The 26708-nt window shown below is 54.3% G+C and carries 19 protein-coding genes and 1 pseudogene; 14 read left to right on the top strand and 6 right to left on the bottom strand.

Annotated features, from left to right (window positions below; genetic code table 11):
- The first annotated feature begins 54 nt into the window (after window positions 1–54).
- The 4 genes from yrfG (at window position 55) to pckA (ending at window position 4173) form a co-directional block, all read left to right on the top strand.
- A complete protein-coding gene (yrfG, locus tag DBY68_RS15795; RefSeq protein ID WP_108476594.1) occupies window positions 55–723 on the top strand; it encodes a GMP/IMP nucleotidase in 669 nt (222 codons plus the stop codon).
- Window positions 724–733: 10 nt separating this feature from the next.
- Entirely contained in the window at window positions 734–1135 is a 402-nt protein-coding gene (hslR, locus tag DBY68_RS15790) for a ribosome-associated heat shock protein Hsp15 (RefSeq protein WP_108476593.1), read from the top strand.
- Window positions 1136–1158: 23 nt separating this feature from the next.
- On the top strand, window positions 1159–2037 hold the full coding sequence (gene hslO, locus DBY68_RS15785) for an Hsp33 family molecular chaperone HslO (RefSeq protein ID WP_108476592.1): 879 nt from the start codon (window positions 1159–1161) through the stop codon (window positions 2035–2037).
- A gap of 519 nt (window positions 2038–2556) precedes the next feature.
- Complete coding sequence (gene pckA, locus DBY68_RS15780; RefSeq protein ID WP_108476591.1) at window positions 2557–4173, top strand: phosphoenolpyruvate carboxykinase (ATP); 1617 nt, start codon at window positions 2557–2559, stop codon at window positions 4171–4173.
- Between the two features lie 185 nt (window positions 4174–4358).
- Here pckA and envZ read toward each other — a convergent pair whose 3' ends face one another.
- Both envZ and ompR read right to left on the bottom strand, forming a co-directional pair.
- The gene (envZ, locus tag DBY68_RS15775; RefSeq protein WP_108476590.1) at window positions 4359–5711 is read right to left on the bottom strand and encodes a two-component system sensor histidine kinase EnvZ; all 1353 of its coding nucleotides are present in this window, start codon (window positions 5709–5711) and stop codon (window positions 4359–4361) included.
- Window positions 5708–6427 (bottom strand): two-component system response regulator OmpR, encoded by a 720-nt coding sequence (gene ompR, locus DBY68_RS15770; protein ID WP_001157751.1) that lies wholly within the window; start codon window positions 6425–6427, stop codon window positions 5708–5710. The genes envZ and ompR overlap by 4 nt, the downstream gene beginning before the upstream one ends.
- Before the next feature lie 215 nt (window positions 6428–6642).
- On the opposite strand from ompR, the gene greB reads away from it, so the two are divergent.
- The 5 genes from greB (at window position 6643) to feoC (ending at window position 12751) form a co-directional block, all read left to right on the top strand.
- Window positions 6643–7116: a transcription elongation factor GreB gene (gene greB, locus DBY68_RS15765; RefSeq protein WP_015962674.1), complete on the top strand. Its 474-nt coding sequence runs from the start codon at window positions 6643–6645 to the stop codon at window positions 7114–7116.
- 103 nt (window positions 7117–7219) lie between these two features.
- Window positions 7220–9553, top strand: a complete 2334-nt coding sequence (locus DBY68_RS15760; protein ID WP_108476589.1) for a Tex family protein — start codon at window positions 7220–7222, stop codon at window positions 9551–9553.
- 380 nt (window positions 9554–9933) lie between these two features.
- Entirely contained in the window at window positions 9934–10161 is a 228-nt protein-coding gene (feoA, locus tag DBY68_RS15755; protein WP_108476588.1) for a ferrous iron transporter A, read from the top strand.
- A gap of 31 nt (window positions 10162–10192) precedes the next feature.
- Window positions 10193–12505, top strand: a complete 2313-nt coding sequence (feoB, locus tag DBY68_RS15750; protein WP_108476587.1) for a Fe(2+) transporter permease subunit FeoB — start codon at window positions 10193–10195, stop codon at window positions 12503–12505.
- A gap of 9 nt (window positions 12506–12514) precedes the next feature.
- Window positions 12515–12751 carry a [Fe-S]-dependent transcriptional repressor FeoC gene (feoC, locus tag DBY68_RS15745; RefSeq protein ID WP_108476586.1) on the top strand — a complete coding sequence of 79 codons (237 nt, stop codon included), beginning with the start codon at window positions 12515–12517 and terminating at the stop codon, window positions 12749–12751.
- Between the two features lie 171 nt (window positions 12752–12922).
- Here feoC and DBY68_RS15740 read toward each other — a convergent pair whose 3' ends face one another.
- Both DBY68_RS15740 and bioH read right to left on the bottom strand, forming a co-directional pair.
- Entirely contained in the window at window positions 12923–13192 is a 270-nt protein-coding gene (locus DBY68_RS15740; RefSeq protein ID WP_108476585.1) for a YdgH/BhsA/McbA-like domain containing protein, read from the bottom strand.
- Window positions 13193–13313: 121 nt separating this feature from the next.
- The gene (gene bioH, locus DBY68_RS15735) at window positions 13314–14087 is read right to left on the bottom strand and encodes a pimeloyl-ACP methyl ester esterase BioH (RefSeq protein ID WP_108476584.1); all 774 of its coding nucleotides are present in this window, start codon (window positions 14085–14087) and stop codon (window positions 13314–13316) included.
- Between the two features lie 37 nt (window positions 14088–14124).
- Between bioH and gntX the strand changes: the two genes are divergently transcribed.
- From gntX to gntT, 3 genes are all read left to right on the top strand, one after another.
- Entirely contained in the window at window positions 14125–14799 is a 675-nt protein-coding gene (gene gntX / locus DBY68_RS15730; protein WP_108476583.1) for a DNA utilization protein GntX, read from the top strand.
- 58 nt (window positions 14800–14857) lie between these two features.
- Complete coding sequence (nfuA, locus tag DBY68_RS15725) at window positions 14858–15433, top strand: Fe-S biogenesis protein NfuA (protein ID WP_108476582.1); 576 nt, start codon at window positions 14858–14860, stop codon at window positions 15431–15433.
- A 459-nt stretch (window positions 15434–15892) separates the two neighbouring features.
- On the top strand, window positions 15893–17209 hold the full coding sequence (gene gntT / locus DBY68_RS15720; RefSeq protein WP_108476581.1) for a gluconate transporter: 1317 nt from the start codon (window positions 15893–15895) through the stop codon (window positions 17207–17209).
- Window positions 17210–17344: 135 nt separating this feature from the next.
- On the opposite strand, the gene malQ is transcribed toward gntT, so the two are convergent.
- Window positions 17345–19426 carry a 4-alpha-glucanotransferase gene (malQ, locus tag DBY68_RS15715; RefSeq protein WP_108476580.1) on the bottom strand — a complete coding sequence of 694 codons (2082 nt, stop codon included), beginning with the start codon at window positions 19424–19426 and terminating at the stop codon, window positions 17345–17347.
- A gap of 10 nt (window positions 19427–19436) precedes the next feature.
- Entirely contained in the window at window positions 19437–21827 is a 2391-nt protein-coding gene (gene malP, locus DBY68_RS15710; protein WP_108476579.1) for a maltodextrin phosphorylase, read from the bottom strand.
- Window positions 21828–22452: 625 nt separating this feature from the next.
- On the opposite strand from malP, the gene malT reads away from it, so the two are divergent.
- The gene (gene malT / locus DBY68_RS15700) at window positions 22453–25158 is read left to right on the top strand and encodes an HTH-type transcriptional regulator MalT (protein WP_108476577.1); all 2706 of its coding nucleotides are present in this window, start codon (window positions 22453–22455) and stop codon (window positions 25156–25158) included.
- A gap of 185 nt (window positions 25159–25343) precedes the next feature.
- Window positions 25344–26702: pseudogene (locus tag DBY68_RS15695) on the top strand (glycoside-pentoside-hexuronide (GPH):cation symporter).
- Window positions 26703–26708: the final 6 nt, after the last annotated feature.

The following is a 26708-nucleotide window of genomic DNA, read 5'->3' as shown; positions in this document are numbered from 1 at the left end:
CAAAGCGGCAGGTTGTGCTAACCTGTCGCGCAATTCTTTGGCTGGAGGCTCCTCATGCATTTTGACATCGCCTGGCAGGACGTCGATACCGTCCTGCTGGATATGGATGGTACGCTGCTCGACCTCGCATTCGATAATTACTTCTGGCAAACGCTGGTGCCTGAGACTTATGGCAGCCAGAAAGGTCTGACGCCACAGGAAGCGCGTGACGCGCTGCGCCAGGAGTACCACGATGTGCAGCATACGCTAAACTGGTACTGTCTTGATTACTGGAGTGACCGGCTGGGTTTGGATATTTGTGCGATGACCCGCGAGCAGGGGCCGCGTGCGGCGCTGCGTGATGATACTGTGCCTTTTCTCAATGCCTTACAGGCGAGCGGTAAGCGGCGCATTCTGCTGACCAACGCGCATCCGTACAACCTTTCCGTTAAGCTGGAACACACCGGTCTTGATGCACACCTTGATTTATTGCTTTCCACCCACACATTTGGTTATCCGAAAGAGGATCAGCGGTTGTGGCAGGCGGTAGCGGAACATACAGGGCTGAAAGCGGAGCGCACGCTGTTTATCGACGACAGCGAGGCGATTCTGGACGCGGCAGCGACATTTGGTATTCGCTACTGTTTAGGCGTCACCAACCCGGACTCCGGTCTGGCGGACAAAAGCTATTTACGTCATCCCGCCCTGAATGATTACCGTCGTCTGATCCCCTCACTCAAGTGAAGGAGTGACCATGAAAGAGAAGTCCGTAGCGGGCGTACGGCTGGATAAATGGTTATGGGCCGCACGCTTCTATAAAACCCGGGCACTGGCGAGGGAGATGGTTGACGGTGGCAAGGTTCACTATAACGGGCAGCGCAGCAAACCCAGTAAAATAGTCGAACTCAACGCACAGATAACCTTACGCCAGGGCAACGACGAACGCGTGGTAGTGGTGAAAAACATTACCGAACAGCGTCGCCCGGCCAGCGAAGCCATGCTGCTTTATGAAGAGACGGCTGAAAGCATTGAGAAGCGCGAGAAAGTCGCGCTGGCACGTAAACTCAACGCGCTGACGATGCCGCATCCGGACCGACGCCCGGATAAAAAAGAGCGCCGCGACCTGATGAGATTTAAATATGGCGACAGTGAGTGACTGGCGCCTCAAGAGAGAAAATTATGACTCAACACGATCAATTACATCGCTATCTGTTTGAAAACTATGCCGTCCGTGGCGAACTGGTCACCGTATCAGACACCCTCGAACAGATCCTCGCGAACCACGACTACCCGCAGCCGGTGAAAAACGTGCTGGCCGAGCTGCTGGTTGCCACCAGCCTGCTGACCGCAACGCTGAAGTTCGCGGGCGATATTACCGTTCAGTTGCAGGGTGATGGCCCGATGACGCTGGCCGTGATCAACGGCAACAACCAGCAGCAGCTGCGCGGCGTGGCGCGCGTGCAGGGCGATATTCCTGCCGATGCAGACCTGAAAGCGCTGGTCGGGAATGGCTATCTGGTTATCACCATTACCCCGGAAGAGGGCGAACGCTATCAGGGCGTGGTGGGTCTGGAAGGTGATACGCTGGCGGCATGTCTGGAAGATTACTTCCAGCGCTCTGAGCAGTTACCGACGCGTCTGTTTATCCGCACCGGCGAAGCGAACGGTAAACCCGCGGCTGGCGGTATGCTGTTGCAGGTGATGCCTGCACAGGACGCGCAGCGTGATGATTTCGATCACCTGGCAGCGCTAACCGAGACCATCAAAGGCGAAGAGCTGTTCACCCTGCCGGCGAACGATGTGCTGTGGCGTCTGTATCACGAAGAAGAAGTGACGATCTACGACCCGCAGGACGTTGAGTTCAAGTGTACCTGCTCCCGTGAGCGCTGTGCTGGCGCGCTGAAAACGCTGCCGGATGAAGAAATCGACAGCATCCTGGCCGATGAAGGCGAAATCGATATGCACTGCGATTACTGCGGTAGCCATTACGTTTTCAACGCCATGGATATTGCGGAAATCCGCAATAATGCCTCTCCGGCAGATCCGCAGGTGCATTAATTATCCGGCTTTGAAAAATGCCATATGTAGGCCCGGTAAGCGTAACGCCACCGGGCATTTTTTTAAATTCTGTTGTATCCCCAGAGTAACAACTTTAGCTCTCGAACATCACGTGGGGCGGGAAAATTCAACGTTATCCCTGTCCGTATTCACCAATGGGCTGTAAGCGCGAATATCACATTGGGTCTGCTATCAGGCTCAGAAAGTGTGGAAATTCGCAAAATGGCTCAGCGAGGTGAATCGATTTTTTTCATGAAAGGGTTACGTAATTTTCTTTCAGAAATGCGATTACATTCACATAAACATCGTATTTTAAACCATTTTTTAACCAATTAAGAACATTTACCCCAATTCAAGTCATTTTCCTGCCATAATCGGTGCCGCTTCGTGACAGGAGTCACAATGAATTCGTAAGTAGACGTTTTGTCGGGATACGTAAATCTATGAGCCTGGTCGCGGTCAACACCCCTAAAATACCCATAGAATTTGTAGCAATACAATTGGCTAAGGAGCAGTGAAATGCGCAATGGTTTAACTCCGCAGGATCTCAAGGCTTATGGTATCAACGATGCACAGGAGATTGTCTACAATCCGGATTACGACACGCTGTATCAGGAAGAGCTTGATCCTAACCTGGAAGGTTACGAGCGTGGCGTCCTGACCAATCTCGGTGCTATCAACGTCGACACCGGTATCTTTACCGGCCGTTCACCGAAAGATAAGTACATCGTCCGTGATGACACAACCCGTGATACCGTTTGGTGGTCTGATAAAGGCAAAGGAAAGAACGACAACAAGCCGCTCTCTCAGGAAACCTGGCAGCACCTGAAAGGACTCGTTTCAAAACAACTTTCTGGTAAGCGTCTGTTTATTATCGACGCTTTCTGTGGCGCGAACGAAGATACCCGTCTTTCCGTGCGCTTCATCACCGAGGTCGCCTGGCAGGCACACTTCGTCAAAAACATGTTTATTCGCCCCACTGAAGAAGAACTGGCAACCTTCAAGCCAGACTTTATCGTGATGAACGGCGCGAAATGCACCAACCCGCAGTGGAAAGAACAGGGTCTGAACTCTGAGAACTTCATTGCCTTCAACCTGACCGAGCGCATTCAGCTGATTGGCGGTACCTGGTACGGCGGCGAAATGAAAAAAGGGATGTTCTCTATCATGAACTACCTGCTGCCGCTGAAGGGCATCGCGTCCATGCACTGCTCCGCGAACGTGGGCGAGAAAGGTGATGTGGCGGTCTTCTTTGGTCTTTCCGGCACCGGCAAAACCACGCTGTCCACCGACCCGAAACGTCGCCTGATTGGCGATGACGAGCACGGCTGGGACGACGATGGCGTCTTCAACTTCGAAGGCGGTTGCTACGCGAAAACCATCAAGCTCTCTAAAGAAGCGGAACCGGAAATCTACAACGCGATTCGCCGCGATGCGCTGCTGGAAAACGTGGTAGTACGTGCCGATGGCACCATCGATTTCGACGACAACTCGAAAACCGAGAACACCCGCGTCTCTTACCCGATTTATCACATCGATAATATCGTGAAGCCCGTTTCCAAAGCAGGTCACGCGACCAAAGTTATCTTCCTGACGGCAGATGCGTTTGGTGTACTGCCGCCGGTTTCTCGTCTGACCGCCGATCAAACGCAGTACCACTTCCTGTCTGGCTTTACCGCCAAACTGGCCGGCACCGAGCGTGGCGTTAACGAACCAACGCCAACCTTCTCCTCCTGCTTCGGCGCGGCATTCCTGTCGCTGCACCCGACGCAGTACGCAGAAGTGCTGGTGAAACGCATGAAAGCCTCTGGCGCGCAGGCGTACCTGGTCAACACCGGCTGGAACGGCACCGGCAAACGTATCTCGATTAAAGATACCCGCGCTATTATCGACGCCATCCTGAACGGTTCGCTGGATAACGCAGAAACCTTCACCCTGCCGATGTTCGATTTGCAGATCCCAACCGAACTGCCGGGCGTGGATACGCACATTCTCGACCCGCGTAACACCTACGGTTCACCGGAACAGTGGCAGGAAAAAGCCACCGCACTGGCGAAACTGTTTATCGAGAACTTCGAGAAATACACCGATACTCCAGCAGGTGCCGCGCTGGTCAGCGCTGGGCCAAAGCTGTAATCGGCCAGGATAGATGATGAAATCCCCCTTCCGTGAGGTTGGGGGATTTTTTTTGGCCAGGGTTTAGCGAGTGTGCCCGGCCTGCGACAGCCCCTCACCCCGGCCCTCTCCCACAGGGAGAGGGGGAAAACAACGGGCACGATCGGTTCCCTCTCCCTGAGGGAGAGGGTTAGGGTGAGGGGGCTTTAACCCTCTTTCACCGGCCCCTGTACATGCGCCACCGGAATCGGAAGCCAGGCGCGAATCAACAGTCCGCCACGTTCGCTGGTGTCAATCTCCAGCAGGCCGTTATGGTTATCGATAATACGCTGCACAATTGCCAGCCCAAGCCCCGTGCCGCTGGTGCTGCGGGCGCTATCGCCGCGCACAAACGGCTGGAACAGATGTTTGCGCTGCTCGGGTTTAATCCCCGGACCGTTATCTTCCACCTGGAACCACGCGCGGTTGAGTTCGCTGCCGCTGCTAACTTTAATCCAGCCATTACCGTAACGCGCCGCGTTCACCACCATATTCGCCAGCGCGCGTTTGATGGAGAGCGGATGCATACGCAGCAGAATTTCCCCCGCCTGGAGATCGGTCTCAATCTCGCGCTCATAACCACTTTCGGCGGCAATCACTTCGCCAAGCACAGCATTAAGATCCGCCATCTCCATCGGCATCTCCTGCCCGGTGCGCAGGTAGTCGATGAACTGTTCGATAATGGCGTTGCACTCTTCGATATCTTTGTTGATCGACTCCGCCAGATAGCCGTCCTGCTCGCCCATCATCTCCGTCGCCAGACGAATACGGGTGAGCGGCGTGCGCAGGTCGTGGCTGACGCCCGCCATCAGCAAGGTGCGGTCATCGGCCAGTTGTTTCACGCCCGCGGCCATATGGTTAAAGGCGCGGGTTACCGAACGCACTTCCGACGCGCCATATTCGCGCAGCGGCGGCGGGATCATCCCTTTACCGACCTGGAGCGCCGCATGTTCGAGGTCGACTAACGGTCGGTTCTGAATGCGGATAAACAGCCACGCGCCGCCTATCGCCAGCAGCATGATTGCGAGTGTGTAACGGAACAGCGGCGAGAAATCGCCCTGATGAATTTCGGTAAGGGGAACACGCACCCAGATGTTGGGAGACAACCAGGTTTTCAGCCAGACGACGGGCGAGCTTTTGTTGACCTCAACGCGCACTTCCGTTGGGCCACCCAGTTGCGTCGCCATCTGCTGGCTTAAAAATTCATAATGCTGCGCCCAGCGCAGCCCCGCCTCTTCCGCCGCTTCATCGGAATAGAGCGAGATACCAAGTTCGCGGTAAATTTCGCGGCGGAACGCAGGCGGCACCACCAGCTGCGTACCGTCCTCCAGCTCAAGTTTATCGGTCATCAGCATACGGACTTCGTAGGCGAGAACTTTATTAAACTGCTGGAGGCTTGGCAGAATCGCGAAGTTCAGCACCACAAGATAGGTTGTCACCAGGCTGACAAACAGCAAGGTGACAATCAGCAATAACGTGCGGGCAAACGAGCTTCGCGGCGAGAAGCGCAATCGCCTCATGCCTTAGAACCGTCCGGGACAAAGACGTAACCCAGACCCCAAACGGTCTGAATATAGCGCGGATGGGCCGGATCTTCTTCCACCATGCGGCGCAGGCGGGAGATCTGGACGTCGATGGAACGCTCCATCGCGGAGTACTCGCGACCGCGCGCCAGGTTCATCAGCTTATCGCGGGAGAGCGGTTCACGCGGATGGCTCACCAGCGCTTTGAGTACTGCAAATTCCCCGCTGGTCAGCGGCATCGGCTCATCTTCACGGAACATTTCACGCGTACCGAGGTTCAGCTTGAACTTACCGAAGGCAATCACCGCCTCTTCCTGAGAAGGCGCGCCCGGCAGTTCGTTCGCCTGACGACGCAGCACCGCACGAATACGGGCCAGCAGTTCACGCGGGTTGAACGGTTTTGGAATGTAGTCATCAGCACCGATTTCCAACCCGACGATACGGTCAACTTCTTCGCCCTTCGCCGTCACCATGATGATCGGCATTGGGTTGCTTTGGCTACGCAGACGGCGGCAAATGGACAAACCGTCTTCGCCTGGCAGCATTAAATCCAGTACCATAAGATGGAAGGATTCGCGGGTTAACAGGCGATCCATCTGTTCGGCGTTGGCTACGCTTCGAACCTGGAAACCCTGCTCGGTCAGATAACGTTCAAGCAGCGCACGCAGGCGCATGTCGTCATCGACCACCAGAATCTTATAATTCTCTTGCATTGTTTTTACTCCCAAAGGTTCGCAACAATTATGAGTGCGTATTCTTAAAAAAGCGTAAGCCGGTCACCAGTTAAATCTGGTATAAATTCCAGGCTAAATTGTTACAAAGCATATTTTACAGCGGCTTAAGTATACATTTAATCATAAGACACATTATTCATCCTGTTGGACTCTTTTGTGCTTTCCAACAGGCCAGCAGAAGGCAGGAAACGCGGATGAAAACGCCTTTAATTACCCGTGAAGGGTATGAAAAACTGAAAAAAGAGATGGATTACCTCTGGCGCGAGGAACGCCCGGAAGTCACCAAAAAAGTGACCTGGGCTGCAAGCCTTGGCGATCGCAGTGAAAACGCCGATTACCAGTACAATAAAAAGCGCCTGCGTGAAATCGACCGCCGCGTGCGTTATCTCACCAAATGTCTGGAAAACCTAAAAATTGTTGATTATTCACCGCAGCAGGAAGGAAAAGTCTTCTTTGGCGCATGGGTGGAAATTGAAAACGACGACGGCGATGTGAAACGCTTTCGCATTGTCGGCTACGATGAAATATTTGGCCGTAATGACTACATCTCAATTGATTCGCCAATGGCGCGCGGCCTGCTAAAAAAAGAGGTTGGCGATCTGGCAGTGGTGCAAACGCCCGCCGGTGAAGCGAGCTGGTACATCAATGAGATCGAATATGTGAAGTAGCGCGCCTGGAACAATCCGAGAGAATACGGTGGCGACTGGCATTTTTGCCGGTCAATCCGTATAACTATCCCCTGATTTTTTCGACCCAACAGATGACAACACCATGATGAATGATTCGCTCTGCCGCATTATTGCGGGTGAACTTCAGGCACGCGCAGAACAGGTGGAAGCCGCCGTTCGCCTGCTTGATGATGGGAATACCGTGCCGTTTATTGCACGTTATCGTAAGGAAGTCACCGGCGGTCTGGATGACACGCAGTTGCGTAATCTGGAATCCCGACTGGGCTATTTGCGTGAACTTGAAGATCGTCGCCAGACCATCCTCAAGTCAATCAGCGAGCAAGGTAAACTCACCGAATCGCTGGAAAAAGCCATCAACGGCACCCTCAGTAAAACAGAACTCGAAGACCTCTACCTTCCGTATAAACAAAAACGTCGCACACGCGGGCAAATCGCCATTGAAGCCGGGCTGGAACCGCTGGCTGAGCTGCTGTGGAACGAACCGTCACATGACCCGGAAACGGAAGCCGCCAAATTTATCGATGCCGACAAAGGCGTAGCGGACACCAAAGCCGCGCTGGATGGCGCGCGCTATATCCTGATGGAGCGTTTTGCTGAAGACGCGGGCCTGCTGGCGAAAGTGCGTGATTATCTGTGGAAAAACGCCCACATCGTGGCGACCGTGGTGGCAGGCAAAGAGGAAGAAGGCGCGAAATTCCGCGACTACTTCGACCATCACGAACCGATTTCTACCGTGCCGTCTCACCGCGCGCTGGCGATGTTCCGTGGTCGCAACGAAGGCATCCTGCAACTCTCGCTGAATGCCGACCCGCAGTTCGACGAGCCGCCAAAAGAGAGCCACGGCGAACAGATTATTATCGATCACCTCGGCCTGCGCCTGAACAACGCCCCGGCGGATAGCTGGCGTAAAGGCGTAGTGAGCTGGACGTGGCGCATCAAGGTGCTGATGCACCTGGAAACCGAACTGATGGGCACCGTGCGCGAGCGCGCGGAAGACGAAGCAATTAACGTCTTCGCCCGTAACCTGCACGACCTGCTGATGGCCGCACCTGCGGGCCTGCGCGCGACGATGGGCCTCGATCCGGGCCTGCGTACCGGCGTGAAAGTGGCTGTGGTCGATGCGACGGGCAAACTGGTCGCCACCGACACCATCTACCCGCATACGGGGCAGGCGGCGAAAGCAGCCGTTGCCGTGGCAGCGCTGTGCGAGAAGCATAACGTTGAGCTGGTCGCTATCGGTAACGGTACGGCTTCACGCGAAACGGAGCGTTTCTTCCTCGACGTGCAGAAACAGTTCCCGAAAGTGACGGCGCAGAAAGTGATCGTCAGCGAAGCAGGCGCATCGGTTTACTCCGCGTCTGAGCTGGCGGCGCTGGAATTCCCGGATCTCGACGTTTCCCTGCGTGGCGCGGTTTCTATCGCCCGTCGTTTGCAGGATCCGCTCGCCGAGCTGGTAAAAATCGACCCGAAATCTATCGGTGTCGGCCAGTATCAGCACGACGTCAGCCAGACCTCGCTGGCACGTAAACTGGATGCGGTGGTGGAAGACTGCGTGAACGCCGTGGGCGTAGACCTGAATACCGCCTCCGTGCCGCTGCTGACCCGCGTAGCGGGCCTGACGCGCATGATGGCGCAGAATATTGTCAGCTGGCGCGATGAGAACGGTCAGTTCCAGAACCGTCAGCAACTGCTTAAAGTCAGCCGTCTGGGGCCAAAAGCGTTTGAACAGTGCGCGGGCTTCCTGCGTATTAACCACGGCGATAACCCGCTGGATGCCTCAACGGTGCACCCGGAAGCGTATCCGGTGGTCGAGCGTATCCTGGCGCGGACTCAGCAGGCGCTGAAAGATCTGATGGGCAACAGCAGCGAGCTACGTAATCTGAAAGCCTCTGAATTCACCGACGAGCGTTTCGGCGTGCCAACCGTCACCGATATCATTAAAGAGCTGGAAAAACCGGGCCGTGACCCGCGTCCTGAGTTTAAAACCGCGCAGTTCGCTGATGGCGTAGAAACCATGAACGACCTGCTGCCGGGGATGATTCTGGAAGGTGCGGTCACCAACGTCACCAACTTTGGCGCATTTGTCGATATCGGCGTGCATCAGGATGGCCTGGTTCACATCTCGTCGCTGGCGGATAAGTTCGTGGAAGATCCGCATACGGTGGTGAAGGCCGGTGATATCGTCAAAGTGAAAGTGCTGGAAGTGGACCTGCCGCGTAAACGTATTGCGTTGACCATGCGTCTGGACGAGCAGCCGGGTGAAACCAACGCTCGTCGCGGCGGTAGCAGCAATGAGCGCAACCAGGGCAATCGCCCGGCGGCCAAAGCAGCGAAACCACGCGGTCGCGATGCGCAGCCTGCGGGTAACAGCGCAATGATGGATGCGCTGGCGGCGGCGATGGGGAAAAAACGCTAAATCGTGCGCTTTGTTTTGCCGGGTGGCGCTGCGCTTACCCGGCCTACAAACCAGAAACGTCTGTGGGCCCGATAAACATTATCGGGCTTTTTATTTCGGAAATAGGTTAATCGTTTTTATATTTAGCATTATTATCACCGCATTAACATTCGATGAAATAAACAAACATACGGTTTACCCGAATTGTTTTGAGCCAAATCAACTTTGCGCCACTTTATTCTCAGAAAGAACATCCGGTCACATTTTATCTATTGAAGATACAAACCATTCTCATTATCATCGTATTGTAGATTAATTAACCTCTCTCATGTTCGCGCGCCTTTCCGTTCGTTTCTGTTGAACCCGCGCGACAGTGACTCGCGATGAAATAAGTAGGCCCTATGCAATTTACTCCTGATAGTGCGTGGAAAATTACTGGCTTCTCCCGTGAAATCAGCCCGGCCTGGCGTCAGAAACTGCTGTCGCTTGGTATGCTGCCCGGCTCCTCTTTCCAGGTAGTGCGTGTCGCGCCATTAGGCGATCCCATTCATATTGAAACGCGTCGAGTCAGTTTAGTCCTACGCAAAAAAGATTTGGAATTTCTGGATCTTGAATCCGTTTCCCGTTAATCCGATTTAGCTGTTATAGAGTTCACAAAAAATGAAAAAACTAACCATTGGCTTAATTGGTAATCCTAATTCCGGCAAGACAACATTATTCAATCAATTAACCGGCGCACGTCAGCGTGTGGGGAACTGGTCCGGGGTAACGGTCGAGCGTAAAGAAGGGAGTTTTTCAACCACTGACCATAACGTCACTCTGGTAGATCTGCCGGGAACCTATTCCCTGACGACGATTTCCTCGCAGACATCACTCGATGAACAGATTGCCTGTCACTATATTTTAAGCGGCGATGCGAATTTACTGATTAACGTCGTCGATGCCTCCAACCTTGAGCGCAACCTTTACCTGACGCTGCAACTGCTTGAGCTGGGCATTCCCTGCATCGTGGCGCTTAACATGCTGGATATTGCGGAAAAACAGCAAATCCGCATTGATATCGACGCCCTCTCCGCCCGTCTGGGTTGCCCGGTGGTTCCGCTGGTTTCCACGCGTGGCCGCGGGATCGACGCCCTGAAGCTGGCAGTTGACCGCTATCAAAGCAACGATGAGATTGAGCTGGTGCATTACGCCGCCCCGCTGCTGCGTGAAGCAGAGAATCTGGCGCGCGCGATGCCGGAATCCATTCCAGCGAAACAGCGCCATTGGCTCGGCATGCAGATGCTGGAAGGCGATATCTACAGCCGCGCCTACGCAGGCGATGCGGCGGACAAACTCGATATTGCATTAGCGAATCTTAACGACGAACTGGACGACCCTGCACTGCACATCGCCGATGCGCGTTATCAGAGCATCTCAGCCATTTGCGACAGCGTCAGTAACACGCTAACCGCCGAGCCCAGCCGCTTCACCGCGGCGGTGGATAAAATCGTGCTCAACCGCGTGCTGGGGCTACCGATTTTCCTGTTCGTGATGTACCTGATGTTCCTGCTGGCAATTAACATCGGCGGCGCATTGCAGCCTATTTTCGATGGCGGCTCGGTCGCTATCTTTATTCACGGCATTCAATGGGTAGGCGCAACGCTGCACTTCCCGGAATGGCTGACCATTTTCCTTGCACAAGGGATTGGCGGCGGGATCAACACCGTGCTGCCGCTGGTGCCGCAAATCGGCATGATGTACCTGTTCCTCTCCTTCCTTGAAGACTCCGGCTACATGGCGCGTGCCGCATTCGTGATGGACCGTTTAATGCAGTCGCTTGGCCTGCCGGGCAAATCCTTCGTACCGCTGATTGTCGGTTTCGGCTGTAACGTGCCCTCGGTCATGGGCGCACGTACACTCGATGCGCCGCGTGAACGCTTGATGACCATTATGATGGCGCCGTTTATGTCCTGCGGCGCACGTCTGGCAATCTTCGCCGTCTTCGCGGCGGCGTTCTTTGGTCAACAGGGCGCGCTGGCGGTCTTCTCGCTTTACGTACTGGGCATCGTGATGGCGATCCTCACCGGTCTGATGCTGAAATACACCATCATGCGTGGTGAAGCCTCGCCGTTCGTGATGGAGCTGCCGGTTTATCACATCCCGCATCTGAAGAGCCTGTTTATTCAGACCTGGCAACGCCTGAAAGGTTTTGTAGTTCGCGCGGGTAAAGTCATCGTTATCGTCAGTATTTTCCTGAGTGCGCTGAACAGCTTCTCCCTGAGCGGCCAGGCGGTTGATAACATCAATGACTCTGCCCTCGCCTCTGTCAGCCGTCAGTTAACGCCGCTGCTGAAACCGATTGGTGTGCATGAAGACAACTGGCAGGCGGCAGTGGGCCTGTTTACCGGGGCGATGGCGAAAGAAGTGGTGGTCGGTACGCTGAACACCCTCTACACGGCTGAAAATATCCAGGAAGAGGATTTTGACCCGGCCACCTTCAGCCTGACCGATGAGCTTCTGGGCGCAGCCGATGAAACCTGGCAGAGCCTGAAAGACACCTTTAGCCTGAGCGTGCTGGCGAACCCAATCGAAGCCAGTAAGGGCGACGGCGAAATGGCGACCGGCGCGATGGGCGTGATGAGCAGCAAATTCGGCAGCGCAGCAGCGGCCTACAGCTACCTGATTTTCGTCCTGCTCTACATTCCGTGCATTTCGGTAATGGGTGCGATTGCCCGTGAATCCAGCCGCGGCTGGATGGGCTTCTCGGTGCTGTGGGGGCTGAACGTCGCTTACTCGCTGTCGACACTGTTCTATCAGGCGACCAGCTTTAAACAACATCCGCAGTACAGCCTGGTGTGCATTCTGGCAGTGATTCTGTTTAACGTAATCGTGATTGGCGCGCTGCGCCGGGCTCGTAGCCGCGTAGATGTGAACCTGCTGGCGACGCGTAAAACCGTTCACGCCCACGAAACTTCTGGCAGTTGCCACTAAGGAGAGGCGATGGCATCGTTAATTGAGGTTCGCGATATGCTGGCACTGCAAGGGCGTATGGGGGCATCACAACTCAGCGCGCAGTTACACACGCCGCAGCCGATGATCGATGCCATGCTGGAACGTCTGGAAGCGATGGGTAAAGCGCGTCGCGTACAGGAAGAGGCGGATGGTTGTCTGTCGGGAAGCTGTAAGCAGTGCCCGGAAGGACGCGTCTGCCTGAGCGAGTGGTGGGTGCTGTGCTAATGGCAAAGTGCGCTTTGTTCTTGCCGGATGCGGCGTAAACGCCTTATCCGGCCTACAAAATAGTGCAAATTCAATATATTGCAGAAACCTGTAGGCCTGATAAGCATAGCGCATCAGGCAATGTTGCGTTTGTCATCAGTCTCAAGCGGGTCCGAAGACCCGCTTTTTTAATTACTTATAAACGTCTGCGTTACCGTGCACGGTTTTTTCATTCTTTGAACCGGCGATAATCACATAGTACTTCCCGCCCAGCTCATCCGCTTTTTTTGACAAATCGCGCTTCGCATCCATCGGTGAAGTGGTGCGTGAGGTCGTGATTTCACCAATTTTGGTGAGATTCATCTTCGCGACATCTTCTTTCTGAATTTCTTTCGCCGCTAATGCACCGAAAGAGAGCGAGCCCATAACCAGCGTCGCGACAATACCTGTAACGAGTTTCATAACGTTATCCTTATATAAGTTTTTGTTTTATATACGGTACGCAACGGCTATCAACGCATTAAGCGTACCGGCAGGATAAGTATTATTCCGCTTTGAAACTTTTGCCATGTGGGCGCAAAAATTAAATTTTAGCGTCAGCAAACTCGCGAATAACCTGACAAAATTCATCCGGATGCGAGATAAACGGTGCATGGGCGGCTTTGGCAAAAAGGTACGATTCACTCTGTGGCCACAGGGCATCAAGCTCAGGAACTATCTTGCGCGGTACCAGACCATCCAGTCGGCCATAAAGACGCAGGAAAGGTTTCTCCAGTGAGGTCAGCGCCTGACGCAAATCAGCGGTTTTCAGGATCTCCAGCCCGCCATTAAGCGCATCGACGGTCGGCATCGGCAGTGAAAGCACTGTGCTTTTCAGCGCACGCGCATCCTGCCTGGCGCTTTCCGTGCCCAGCGTTTGCAGTGCGAGGAAACGCTCAACGGTACGTTGAAAATCTTCGCTCAATTGCTGCTGGAAGCCCGCCAGAATCTCGGGCTTGATACCGGCCCAGTCGTCCTGCGCGCAGAAGCACGGGGATGACGCGACGGTAATCAGCGCCTGGACGCGTTGTGGATGCGTCAGGGCTATCTGGCTCGCCACCAGCCCACCGAGGCTCCAGCCCAACCAAATCGCCTGTTCAGGTGCCTGCGCGAGAACATGTTCCGCCATCGCATCCAGCGACATTGCACCGAAATCGCGGCTGCGGCCAAAGCCTGGCAGGTCGACAAGATGCAGCGTGAAATGCGCGCTCAGTTCCGCCGTGATGCAATCCCACACCTGCGCATTCAGCCCCCATCCGTGCAGCAGCACAAGATGACAATCTCCTTCACCTTTGGTTTGCCACCAAACGTTGTTCATCAGTTATTGTTCCCACATCCAGCTTTCGAGGTGCAATATGCTAACAGTCCACAGCTTGTGCTGGCTATGCCAAATGCCGCTGGCGATTTCACGATGGGGCGTCTGCTCCCGCTGCGCGCGAACGTTATTCAACACACAACCGCGCTGCCCACAGTGCGGCCTTCCGGCGGCCGCCGGGCATGTCGTATGTGGGCGCTGCCTGCGTAAGGCGCCGCCCTGGAGCCGGTTAATAGCGGTGAATGATTATCTCCCGCCGCTCAGTCATTTGATTCATGAATTTAAATTCTGCGATAAACCGGAGCTCGCCCCGATTCTGGCACGGCTAATGCTGCTGAAGGCGCGGCAAACGCCGGAATTCCCCCGGCCAGACCGGCTCATCAGCGTGCCGCTTTGGCAGCGGCGTCACTGGCGACGGGGATTTAATCAGAGCGATCTGTTGTGTCAGTCGCTCGCGAAATGGCTCGGCTGCGCCTGGCATCCTCACGCGCTTAAACGCGTGCGAAAAACCGCCACCCAGCACCAGCTCAGCGCAAGGTTACGCGCCCACAACCTGAAAAATGCCTTCCGGCTTGAATTACCGGTGAAGGGGCTCCATATGGTGATTGTGGATGATGTCGTCACCACGGGCAGCACTGTCGCCGAAATTTCCCGCCTGCTTTTGCGAAACGGCGCGGCGAGCGTTCAGGTATGGTGCCTGTGTCGCACCTTGTAGACCCCCTCTGATGGGCGTATTATAACCAACTAAAGTAGTCAACTATTAGGCCAAAGCTATGATCCGTATTTCCGATGCTGCACAAGCGCACTTTGCCAAACTGCTGGTAAATCAGGAAGAAGGTACACAAATCCGCGTATTTGTTATCAATCCTGGCACGCCAAACGCAGAATGTGGCGTTTCTTATTGCCCGCCGGATGCGGTGGAAGCAAGTGACACTGCCCTGAAATTTGAACAACTCACCGCTTATGTCGATGAGCTGAGCGCACCGTATCTGGAAGATGCGGAAATTGATTTTGTTACCGACCAGTTGGGTTCTCAGCTGACCCTGAAAGCGCCTAACGCCAAAATGCGTAAAGTGTCTGATGATGCGCCGCTGATGGAGCGCGTTGAATACATGATACAGTCGCAGGTTAACCCGCAGCTGGCCGGCCACGGTGGCCGCGTGACGCTGATGGAAATCACCGACGAAGGTTACGCAATTCTTCAGTTCGGCGGCGGCTGTAACGGTTGCTCGATGGTAGATGTGACGCTGAAAGAAGGGATTGAAAAGCAGCTGCTTGCCGAATTCCCGGAACTAAAAGGCGTGCGCGATCTGACCGAACACCAGCGCGGCGAACACTCTTACTACTAAGTTTTACCCCCTTCCCTTTGCCCGGTGGCGCTGCGCTTACCGGGCCTACGGTTTTGTGCTCGCTGTTGCCCGATCGGGCCTACGTTTTGTACAGATTTTGTAGGCCGGATAAGGCGCAAGCCGCATCCGGCGAATGTCTCACCCCGCACCCATCCACCACCGTAATGTTACCGCGCAACATGGCTCGCAATTTCCTATACACATCTTTGCAAAACCCCGGCAAATAGTATGACATCTGTCGCAATTTTTACATTTATGCTGCACAGGTAATTCTCACTCCCGCATGTTACCCGTATCATCCGTCCCATAGCGTCGTCACGCAGATCAATAGCCAGCTATCCTTTAGCTGGCATAAGTGAGATTCCGACGCAAAGAAGTGTGTCCACCCTCTCCGGGGACAATTGGACGTTGTCACTGAAACAATGACGTTACCCATATAAATTAAAGGCCAGGTGCATCATGCCATTAGTCATAGTAGCTATCGGGGTTATCCTGTTATTACTGCTGATGATCCGTTTTAAAATGAACGGCTTTATTGCCCTTATCCTGGTGGCGCTCGCCGTCGGGTTAATGCAGGGAATGCCGCTCGACAAAGTCATCGTCTCCATCAAAAACGGTGTAGGTGGAACCCTGGGCAGCCTTGCGCTGATTATGGGCTTCGGCGCAATGCTCGGAAAACTGCTGGCAGACTGCGGCGGTGCTCAGCGTATCGCCACCACGCTTATCGAAAAATTCGGTCGTAAAAATATTCAGTGGGCAGTGGTTCTGACCGGTTTCACCGTCGGTTTTGCCCTGTTCTATGAAGTCGGCTTCGTCCTGTTGCTGCCGCTGGTGTTCACCATCGCCGCTTCCGCACGTATTCCGCTGCTGTATATCGGTGTGCCGATGGCTGCTGCGCTGTCCGTTACGCACGGCTTCCTGCCGCCGCACCCAGGCCCAACTGCGATTGCAACCATCTTCCACGCAGACATGGGTAAAACCCTGCTGTACGGTACGCTGCTGGCCATCCCGACCGTAATTCTGGCGGGCCCGGTTTATGCGCGCTGCCTGAAAAGCATCGACAAGCCGATTCCGGAAGGCCTGCACAACCCGAAAACCTTCACAGAAGAAGAAATGCCTTCTTTCAGCGTGAGCGTCTGGACGGCTCTGGTTCCGGTTATTCTGATGGCCCTGCGCGCCATTGCAGAAATGGTGCTGCCGAAAGGCCACGCGGTGCTGCCGTACGCTGAGTTTTTCGGTGACCCGGTCATGGCAACGCTGATTGCCGTCCTGATTGCCGTGTTCACGTTCGGCCTGAATCGTGGTCGTAACATGGATCAGGTGAACGATACGCTGACCTCATCCATCAAAATCATTGCCATGATGCTGTTGATCATCGGTGGTGGCGGCGCATTCAAACAGGTTCTGGTTGATAGTGGCGTGGACAAATACATCGCTTCAATGATGCATGGCTCCAGCGTTTCTCCGCTGCTGATGGCCTGGTCTATCGCCGCCGTGCTGCGTATCGCACTGGGTTCTGCTACCGTTGCAGCAATTACTGCCGGTGGTATCGCAGCCCCGCTGATTGCCACTACTGGCGTGAGCCCGGAGCTGATGGTTATCGCGGTTGGTTCCGGTAGTGTTATCTTCTCTCACGTGAACGATCCAGGTTTCTGGCTGTTCAAAGAGTACTTCAACCTGACTATCGGCGAGACCATCAAATCCTGGTCGATGCTGGAAACCATCATCTCCGTGTGTGGTCTGGTAGGTTGTCTGCTGCTCGGAATGGTTGTTTGATGTGAGATTTTCACCCTCACCCTTACCCTCTCCCTTAGGGAGAGGGAACCGATTGTGCTAGTGGTCAGGTATGTGCGGTTTTCTCCCTCTCCCTAAGGGAGAGGGCCGGGGTGAGGGGAATACTTTGCTTCGCGTTTACTTCTTCTTACCTGCCGCTTTGCGCCGCTTATCCAAATCCTTAATCAGCTTATTCACCCGTTCATCGGCAAACATCTGCTCAAGACTGGTAGTCAGCTTACGACGCCAGTTTTTGTACTGATCGCTGGTACCAGGGATATTGACCGGCTCTTCCATATTCAGCCAGTCTTCCGGTTGCAGCCCCAGCAGCGCACTGTTGCTGTCAGCGATATAACGCTGCATACCGCGGTTGAGCGTGTCGGTCATGCTCATCAGGCTGGCTTTATGACCGGCGCGTTTTGGCAGCACGCCATATTTGTGTAACGCATCCAGCAAGCCCTGCTTCGCCAGTTCGCGATCCTGATACAAACCACGCAGCACCACTTCATCCGGATAAAGCCCCAGCGCCCGACCGAGCGTCAGGTCACCGCTTTCCCAGTAGCCGCGCAGCGTCGGCAGATCATGGGTAGTGGCAACCGCCATGGATTGTTCCGGGTAGGCTTTTGGTGCGCGGAAGGTTTTGTCGCTGTCATTTTCGAAGTAGAGCACTTTGTACGAGTAAACCCCGCTCTTGCGCAGCTTGCCGACAATCTCCACCGGTACGGTACCGAGATCTTCACCAATCACCATGCAGCGATGGCGTTTACTCTCCAGCGCCAGAATCGACAGTAAATCATCCACCGGGTAATGCACATACGCGCCGTGGTCTGCCGTTTCACCGTAAGGGATCCACCACAGACGCAGCACGGACATCACATGGTCGATACGCAGCGCGCCGCAGTTTTTCATGTTTGCGCGCAGCAGGTCGATAAACGGCTCGTAGGCACGCGCGGTAATGATGTGCGGATCCATCGGCGGCAGGCCCCAGTTTTGCCCCAACGGCCCAAGGATATCCGGTGGTGCACCCACTGACGCTTTCAGGCAGTAAAGCTCACGGTCACACCAGGTTTCCGCGCCGCCTTCCGCCACGCCCACAGCCAGGTCGCGATAGAGGCCAATCGGCATGTCATATTGCTGGCTTTCCTGCCAGCAGGCAGCAAACTGGGTGTACGCCAGCCATTGCAGCCAAAGATAGAAATCGACTTCATCGGCATGTTGCTCGCAGAAGGCGTGGACTTCCGGGCTATCGACGTCCTGATACGCTTCCGGCCAGGCAGGCCAGCCCCAGCGCAGTTTGTCGATTTTCACCTGGTTGGCGTGCAGCGCGTCATACGCCGCCTGCCAATAGAGGCTGTCACCTTCACGTTCAACAAAGTGACGAAACTGGGTCATCTGTGCGTCATCGCGTTTAGCGAAACGCGTCCACGCCATACGCAGCGCGGTCATTTTCAGTTCCGTTACCGCTGTGTAATCAACCCACACCGCATCGCAGGCGGTTTTCAGCACGTTCTGCGTAGCCGGTTTTTTCCACCAGGTCTGCGCTTCTTCGCTGAGCTGGAAATCCTCCACCGCGTTGACGTCGATATAAATGACGTTCAGCCAGCGGCGTGAAGACGGGCTGTACGGGCTGGCGCTCTCCGGGTTCGCCGGGTAGAGCGCGTGAATCGGGTTGAGGCCAATAAATGCCCCGCCGCGTTTGGCTATCTCAGGCAGCATCGCTTTCAGGTCGCCAAAGTCGCCAATTCCCCAGTTCTTTTCAGAACGCAGGGTGTAGAGCTGCACGCAGGCGCCCCACAGTTTTTCTTTCTCTTTCAACGCCAGCGGTTCGTAGCAGCGTTCCGGGGCAACAATCACCCGGCAGTGCCAGCGTTCATCAGACTGGGTCAGCGTGAGGGAGTGATAGCCCTCAGGCAGACGCGCGGGCAGCGCCAGGTTTTTCCCGCCTGTCGCTTCGCCCTGATATTGCTTGCCCTCTTCGGTGGTCAGCAGCCAGTGAAACTCACCGCTGCCTTCAACCGTCAGGGCCATTTTTTTGCCATGCGTCCAGACCATGACGTTCGGGACGGGCGTCACCGCCACTTTCGTGGCGGTAGCGTGCATTGCGTCCAGCAAACGCCGTTTGGTGTCAGCACCGATAGACTGCGGTTTACCGTGCGCATTGATATAGTTGGGGCTGATCCCCGCCGCCATCGCGGCATTGTCGAGGCGTTTGCTTTCCATAGGCCTGTCCTTAGCGTTTTGCCTGCCAGATACGTTTCTGATAATCGCGGATGGAGCGATCGGAGCTAAACATGCCGCAGCGCGCGGTATTCAGGATAGTGGCGCGAGTCCACGCTTCCTGGTCGCGATACAGCACATCAACCTGCTTCTGCGCTTCCACATAGGCTTCAAAATCGGCCAGCACCAGGTACGGGTCGCCGCCTTTCAGCAGGCTGTGCAACATCTGGTCGAACGCGTGTTTGTCGCCATCGCTGTATTTACCGCTCTCCAGCTCTTTAAGCACCGCATCCAGCAGTTTGTCTTTCTTACGCCATTTCAGCGGGTCGTAACCTTTGGCTTTCAGCGCCTTCACCTGTTCTACGGTGTTGCCGAAAATGAAGATGTTTTCATCGCCAACCACTTCCGCGATTTCCACGTTCGCACCATCCAGCGTACCAACCGTCAACGCACCGTTCAGCGCCAGCTTCATGTTGCCAGTACCAGACGCTTCTTTCCCTGCGGTAGAGATTTGTTCGGAGACGTCCGCCGCCGGGATCATTTTTTCCGCCGCCGACACACAGTAATCCGGCAGGAAGACCACTTTCAGCTTGTCGCCCACTTTCGGATCGTTGTTGATCGCTTCTGCCACCTTGTTAATCGCGAAGATAATGTTCTTCGCCAGGTAGTAGCCCGGAGCGGCTTTCGCGCCGAAGAGGAATACGCGCGGTACGCGGTCTGCCTGCGGGTTCTCGCGGATCTCTTTATACAGCGCCAGAATGTGCAGCAGGTTCAGGTGCTGACGTTTGTACTCATGCAGGCGTTTGATCTGAATATCAAAAATCGCCTGAGTATTGATTTCAATGCCGGTACGCGCTTTCACGAACTCAGCCAGACGCTCTTTGTTGGCCTGTTTGATCTCACGGTATGTCTGGCGGAATTTGGCGTCGTCAGCGAATTTTTCCAGATTGATCAACTGGTCAAGATCGTTCGCCCACTCTTTCTTCAGCGACTTATCGAGCAGCGCAGCCAGTGCCGGGTTGCACTGTTTGATCCAGCGACGTGGCGTAATGCCGTTGGTGACGTTATGGAATTTGTTCGGCCACAGCTGGTGATATTCCGGGAAGAGATCTTTCACCACCAGGTCGGAGTGCAGCGCGGCGACGCCGTTCACAGCAAAACCACTGACCACGCACATGTTCGCCATGCGCACCTGTTTGTCATGCACGACCGCCAGTTTCGCCCACACCGCTTTGTCGCCCGGCCAGGTTTTATCCACCAGCTTCTTAAAGCGGGCGTTAATTTCGTTGATAATCTGCATATGGCGCGGCAGCAGTGCTTTAATCAGTTTTTCATCCCAGCACTCGAGTGCTTCCGGCATCAGGGTGTGGTTGGTGTAGGCGAACGTTTTGCTGGTGATAGCCCAGGCGTCGTCCCAGCTCAACTGGTGCTCATCAATCAGCACGCGCAGCAGCTCCGGAATGGCGATCGTCGGGTGCGTATCGTTAAGCTGAATGACTTCGAAATTCGCCAGTTCATGCAGTTTGCGGCCCGCCAGATGATGACGGCGCAGAATGTCAGCAACCGAACAGGCGCACTGGAAGTACTGCTGCATCAGGCGCAGTTTTTTACCCGCCGTGTGGTTGTCATTCGGGTAAAGTACTTTTGTCAGTTTTTCGGCGTCGATGCCCTGCTGTTCTGCGCGCAGGAAGTCGCCGTCGTTGAATTTGGTCAGGTTAAATGGATGCGCGTGCTTCGCCTGCCACAGACGCAGCGGTTGTGCGACGCCGTTACGGTAACCCAGTACCGGCAGGTCCCAGGCTTCACCGGTAATTTCAAATGCCGGAGTCCATTGGCCCTCTTTGCTGACTTTGCCACCGATACCAACCAGCACATCCAGCGCCGCGTTGTGGCGGAACCACGGGTAGCTCCCGCGCTGCCAGTCATCCGGCGCTTCCATCTGCTGACCCTCTACGAAGGACTGACGGAACAGGCCATATTGATAGTTCAGGCCGTAGCCCGTTGCCGACTGCCCCACGGTCGCCATGGAGTCGAGGAAGCACGCCGCCAGACGCCCCAGGCCGCCGTTGCCCAGCGCCGGATCGGTCTCTTCTTCCAGCAGGTCTGTCAGGTTGATATTAAACGGCTTCAACGCATCGCTCACGCCTTCATACCAGCCGAGGTTCAACAGGTTATTACCGGTCAGTCGACCAATCAGAAACTCCATCGAAATGTAGTTTACATGGCGTTGATCCTTCGCCGGTTTCGCTACGGGCTGAGCGGACAGCATTTCTGCCAGCGCACCGCTCACAGCCTGCCACCACTGGTGAGAGTTCATCTCAGAAGCCGCCTGTAAACCAAATCGTTGCCACTGACGCGTCAGGGCCGCCTGAAACAGTTCTTTATTGAAGGTTGGCTGTGACATAGGGAATTCGAGTCCTTTTTACATAAACGTTAGTGATAGTTTGCCTGGCTGACTGTGTGTCTTCCTCATCCCGTCCCGGATTAGGCGGGGAGGAGTCGCAGGGATGAGCGAAAAGTGTGATCGCAGACACTATTACGTTAGTGACTAACCCTGAAATTGCGCAAATTTCACACGCTCTCAGGCGGCCATCCATTCTGCCTGGCGGCAGTTTCGGGTATCAGAACGAAGATATCCGCGCGGCATGTCAAAAAAATGAAATGGTGTTTTTCCTAATTTACATTCTCAAGGAAATAGTCACTCTGATGAAATACCCTGAAACGAAAATAAGATGATTCATAAGCCAAATAGCGCATCCGACGGCAAATTTATTAGTAGTTTAATTAACCCCATGGTGTTTGTTCCTTTTTCAGAGTTTTACTCTTTTTGACAAACCCAGACACCACGCGCTCTGTAACCGGTCTCCGTAATTTAAATAGGCGATAAGAAGATTTGTGACAGAGTGCAAATTCGCAAACATCAAAAACGGACATAACTTGCAATAGATTGTCATTTGGCCGACCTTTGTATTGATTAATTACGAGCCCTAAAAAAAATCTTTTTCTCTCCTCACAGTGAAGTGATTGCTATGTTGATTCCGTCAAAATTAAGTCGACCCGTCCGTCTTGAACACACAGTGATTCGGGAACGGCTGCTGGCGAAGCTTTCAGGCGCGAACAATTATCGTCTGGCGCTGATCACCAGCCCTGCAGGTTATGGCAAGACGACGCTCATTTCACAGTGGGCGGCGGGAAAAAACGAACTGGGTTGGTACTCTCTTGATGAAGGGGATAACCAGCAGGAACGGTTCGCCAGCTACCTTATCGCCGCGATTCAGCAGGCGACGGGCGGCCATTGCAGCGCCAGTGAAAACATGGTGCAAAAACGCCAGTATGCGAGCCTGTCGTCACTGTTTTCGCAGCTTTTTGTCGAACTCAGCGAATGGCAGAAACCGCTGTATCTGGTGATTGATGACTATCACCTGATCACCAACCCGGTGATCCACGACGCCATGCGCTTTTTCCTGCGCCATCAGCCGGAAAATCTGACGCTGGTCGTTCTGTCGCGTAATTTACCGCAGTTGGGTATCGCCAACCTGCGTGTGCGCGACCAACTGCTGGAAATCGGCAGTCAACAACTGGCCTTTAACCACTCTGAAACCAAACAATTCTTCGACTGCCGCCTCACCTCGCCTATCGAGTTGGCTGAGAGTGGCCGTCTGTGTGACGACGTTGCCGGTTGGGCAACGGCGTTGCAGCTGATCGCCCTGTCGGCGCGTCAGCGTAATAACGCCACGCAGCACTCCGCCCGCCGTCTCTCCGGCATTAACGCGAGCCATCTGTCCGATTATCTGGTTGATGAAGTGCTCGATAACGTGGAGCCTGCCACGCGTAATTTCCTGCTCAAAAGCTCACTGCTACGCTCCATGAACGACGCGCTCATTGTGCGCGTCACCGGCGAAGAAAATGGCCAGATGCGCCTGGAAGAGATTGAGCGTCAGGGGCTGTTCCTGCAACGCATGGATGACTCCGGTGAGTGGTTTAACTATCACCCGCTGTTCTGTAGTTTCCTGCGCCAGCGCTGTCAGTGGGAACTGGCGACAGAGTTACCCGATATTCATCGCGCCGCCGCCGAAAGCTGGATGGCGCAGGGCTTCCCGAGCGAGGCGATCCATCACGCCCTTGCGGCGGGCGATCCAAAAATGCTGCGCGATATCCTGCTGAATCACGCCTGGGGTCTGTTCCATCACAGCGAACTCGCGCTGCTGGAAGAGTCGCTCTCCGCCCTGCCGTGGGAAAGCCTGCTGGAAAACCCGCGTCTGGTGCTGTTACAGGCATGGCTGATGCAGAGTCAGCATCGCTACAGCGAAGTTAATACCCTGCTGGCGCGCGCCGAGCAGGAGATGGACTTCGAGATGGACAAAGCCCTGCATGGCGATTTCAACGCCCTGCGCGCGCAGGTGGCAATCAACGACGGCGATCCGGAAGAAGCCGAACGTCTGGCGATGGTTGCCCTTGATGAGCTGCCGCTGGCAAGCTTCTACAGCCGTATCGTCGCCACCTCAGTGCACGGCGAAGTGCTGCACTGTAAAGGGCAACTGGGTCAATCGTTGTCTGTAATGCAGCAAACGGAGCAGATGGCGCGCCGTCATGATGTCTGGCACTACGCCCTGTGGAGCCTGATTCAACAAAGTGAAATTCTGTTTGCCCAGGGCTTTTTACAGGCCGCCTGGGAGTGCCAGGAAAAGGCATTCCAGCTGGTGCGCGATCAGCACCTCGAACAACTGCCTATGCACGAGTTCCTGCTGCGCATTCGCGCGCAGTTACTGTGGGCGTGGGCACGTCTGGATGAAGCCGAAGCCTCTGCACGTACCGGTATGGATGTGCTGGTTAACTATCAGCCACAGCAGCAGCTTCAGTGCCTGGCCCTACTGGTGCAATGTTCTCTGGCGCGCGGCGATCTCGACAATGCTCGCAGCCATCTGAACCGTCTGGAAAATTTACTCGGCAATGGCCCGTATCACAGCGACTGGGTCTCTAACGCCGACAAAGTGCGCGTCATTTACTGGCAAATGGTCGGCGATAAAAAATCCGCCGCCAACTGGCTGCGCCATACGCCAAAACCGGCATTCGCCAACAACCACTTCCTGCAAAGCCAGTGGCGCAACATCGCCCGTGTTCAGATCCTGCTCGGCGAATTTGATGCCGCTGAAATGGTGCTGGAAGAGTTGAACGAAAATGCGCGTTCGCTGCGTCTGATGAGCGATCTCAACCGCAACCTGCTGTTGTTGAATCAACTGTACTGGCAGGCCGGAAGGAAAAATGAAGCCCAGCACGTGCTGCTGGAAGCACTGACGCTGGCCAACCGCACCGGGTTTATCAGCCACTTTGTGATTGAAGGTGAAGCGATGGCGCAGCAACTGCGCCAGCTAATTCAGCTCAACACGCTGCCGGAACTTGATCAGCATCGCGCTCAGCGTATCCTGCGCGAAATCAATCAGCATCATCGGCATAAGTTCGCACATTTTGACGAGAACTTCGTCGAACGTCTGCTGAATCATCCGGAAGTGCCAGAGCTTATCCGTACCAGCCCGCTCACTCAGCGTGAATGGCAGGTGCTGGGCCTAATCTACTCCGGCTACAGTAATGAACAAATTGCCGGTGAGCTGGACGTCGCCGCCACCACCATCAAGACGCATATTCGTAATTTGTACCAAAAACTGGGCGTAGCGCATCGTCAGGATGCAGTACAGCATGCGCAACATCTGCTGAAAATGATGGGATATGGTGTTTAATATATTTGGATGGTGAATTACACGCCATCCGAATATATTATATATTAATTTCCACGCCCAGGAAGAGATAGCTACGTCACATTAGAGAAGAAACATAAATCAGAAGTGAAAAATTAGAATATTTCTTCTTCGCCCCACCTTTTATAACTACCACGCGAGTTGGCACGTTATAAAAGGGTGAATATATGTCGGCATTAACCGAAAAAGTCAGTGCTAAAGAGAAATTTGGATTTGGTTTGGGCGATGCCGCAAGCCATATCGTTTTCGATTCCTCTGTTGCTATTCTGGCGTACTTCTACACAAATATTTATGGCTTACCCCCAGCCGTTATGGGGACATTATTTTTAGTCGTCAGAGTTCTTGACGCTATTACCGATCCGATCATGGGGGCCATTGCGGACCAGACAAAAAGTCGCTGAGGTCGTTTTCGTCCATGGCTGTTAATTATCTGCGTACCGTTTGCCGTTAGCTGTATTTTGGTTTATTCCACGCCAGACTTCGATCAGACCGGAAAAATTATTTACGCCGTTATCGCCTATATATTTATGACATTAATGTATACCGCGATTAATATTCCTTACTGCTCGCTCGGCGCAGCCATTACTGCCGATCCGTCAGAAAACCTCTCGCTGCAATCCTGGCGTTTTGCCATCGCGCCTATCGGCGGAGCAATGGGTACAGCGTTGATTCTACCGCTGGCAGACTTCCTCGCACCGGGCGATCGCGCAAGCGGTATGCAATGGGCGATGGGAATATTTGGCGTGATTGGTTGCATTATGTTCCTCATCTGCTTCCTGACCACCAAAGAACGTATTGAGCCGGTGAAAGAAGAAAACCTGAATATTCTGCGCGACGTGAAAATTCTGGCGAAAAACGATCAGTGGTGGATTCTGTCGGTTTATAATCTGGCAATGCTGTGTGGTGTGGTTGTGCGCGGCAGTTTACTGGTCTATTTCGTGCAATATATCCTCAATCAGGGTAGCAGCGTTATTTCCATGTTTATGCTGGCAACAACGGTCGCTGCGGTGGTCGGAAGCCTGGCCGCGAAACCATTGGGTTCAAAAGTATGTAAAATCCGCGCGTCTGTGTGGGTAAACATTCTGAGCGCCTTAATTGGATTGCTGTTCCTTGTATTGCCGAGCGAATACTGGATCCCTGCATTTATCGTTCACATTATTCTGAACGTATTACAGGGTATTAACGCGCCGCTACAGTGGTCAATGATCACCGACGCCAACAACTATGGCGAATGGAAAACCCAACGTCGTATTACGGGTATGAACGTCGCAGCGAATATCTTTATCATCAAACTGGGCGTGGCAATTGGCGGGGCGCTCACCGGCTGGGGTCTGGCTTTCTATGGCTATCAGGCTGGCGTCGAGCAGCAGTCTGCCGAAGCAATTCGCGGCGTACTGATTCTGTTCACCGTGCTACCGGCTATCTTCTATCTGATTACCGCAATTTCCATTCGCTTCTATCAACTGACGGAAGACAAAATGAATACCATCGTGACTGACCTGAGCAAAGGGCAGTTCCAGATGTAATCGATG

This window comes from Pseudocitrobacter sp. RIT415 (assembly GCF_003057695.2).
In the GTDB taxonomy this organism is placed as follows: Bacteria; Pseudomonadota; Gammaproteobacteria; order Enterobacterales; family Enterobacteriaceae; genus Pseudocitrobacter; species Pseudocitrobacter faecalis.
This window is presented reverse-complemented; position numbering and strand designations above follow the sequence as displayed.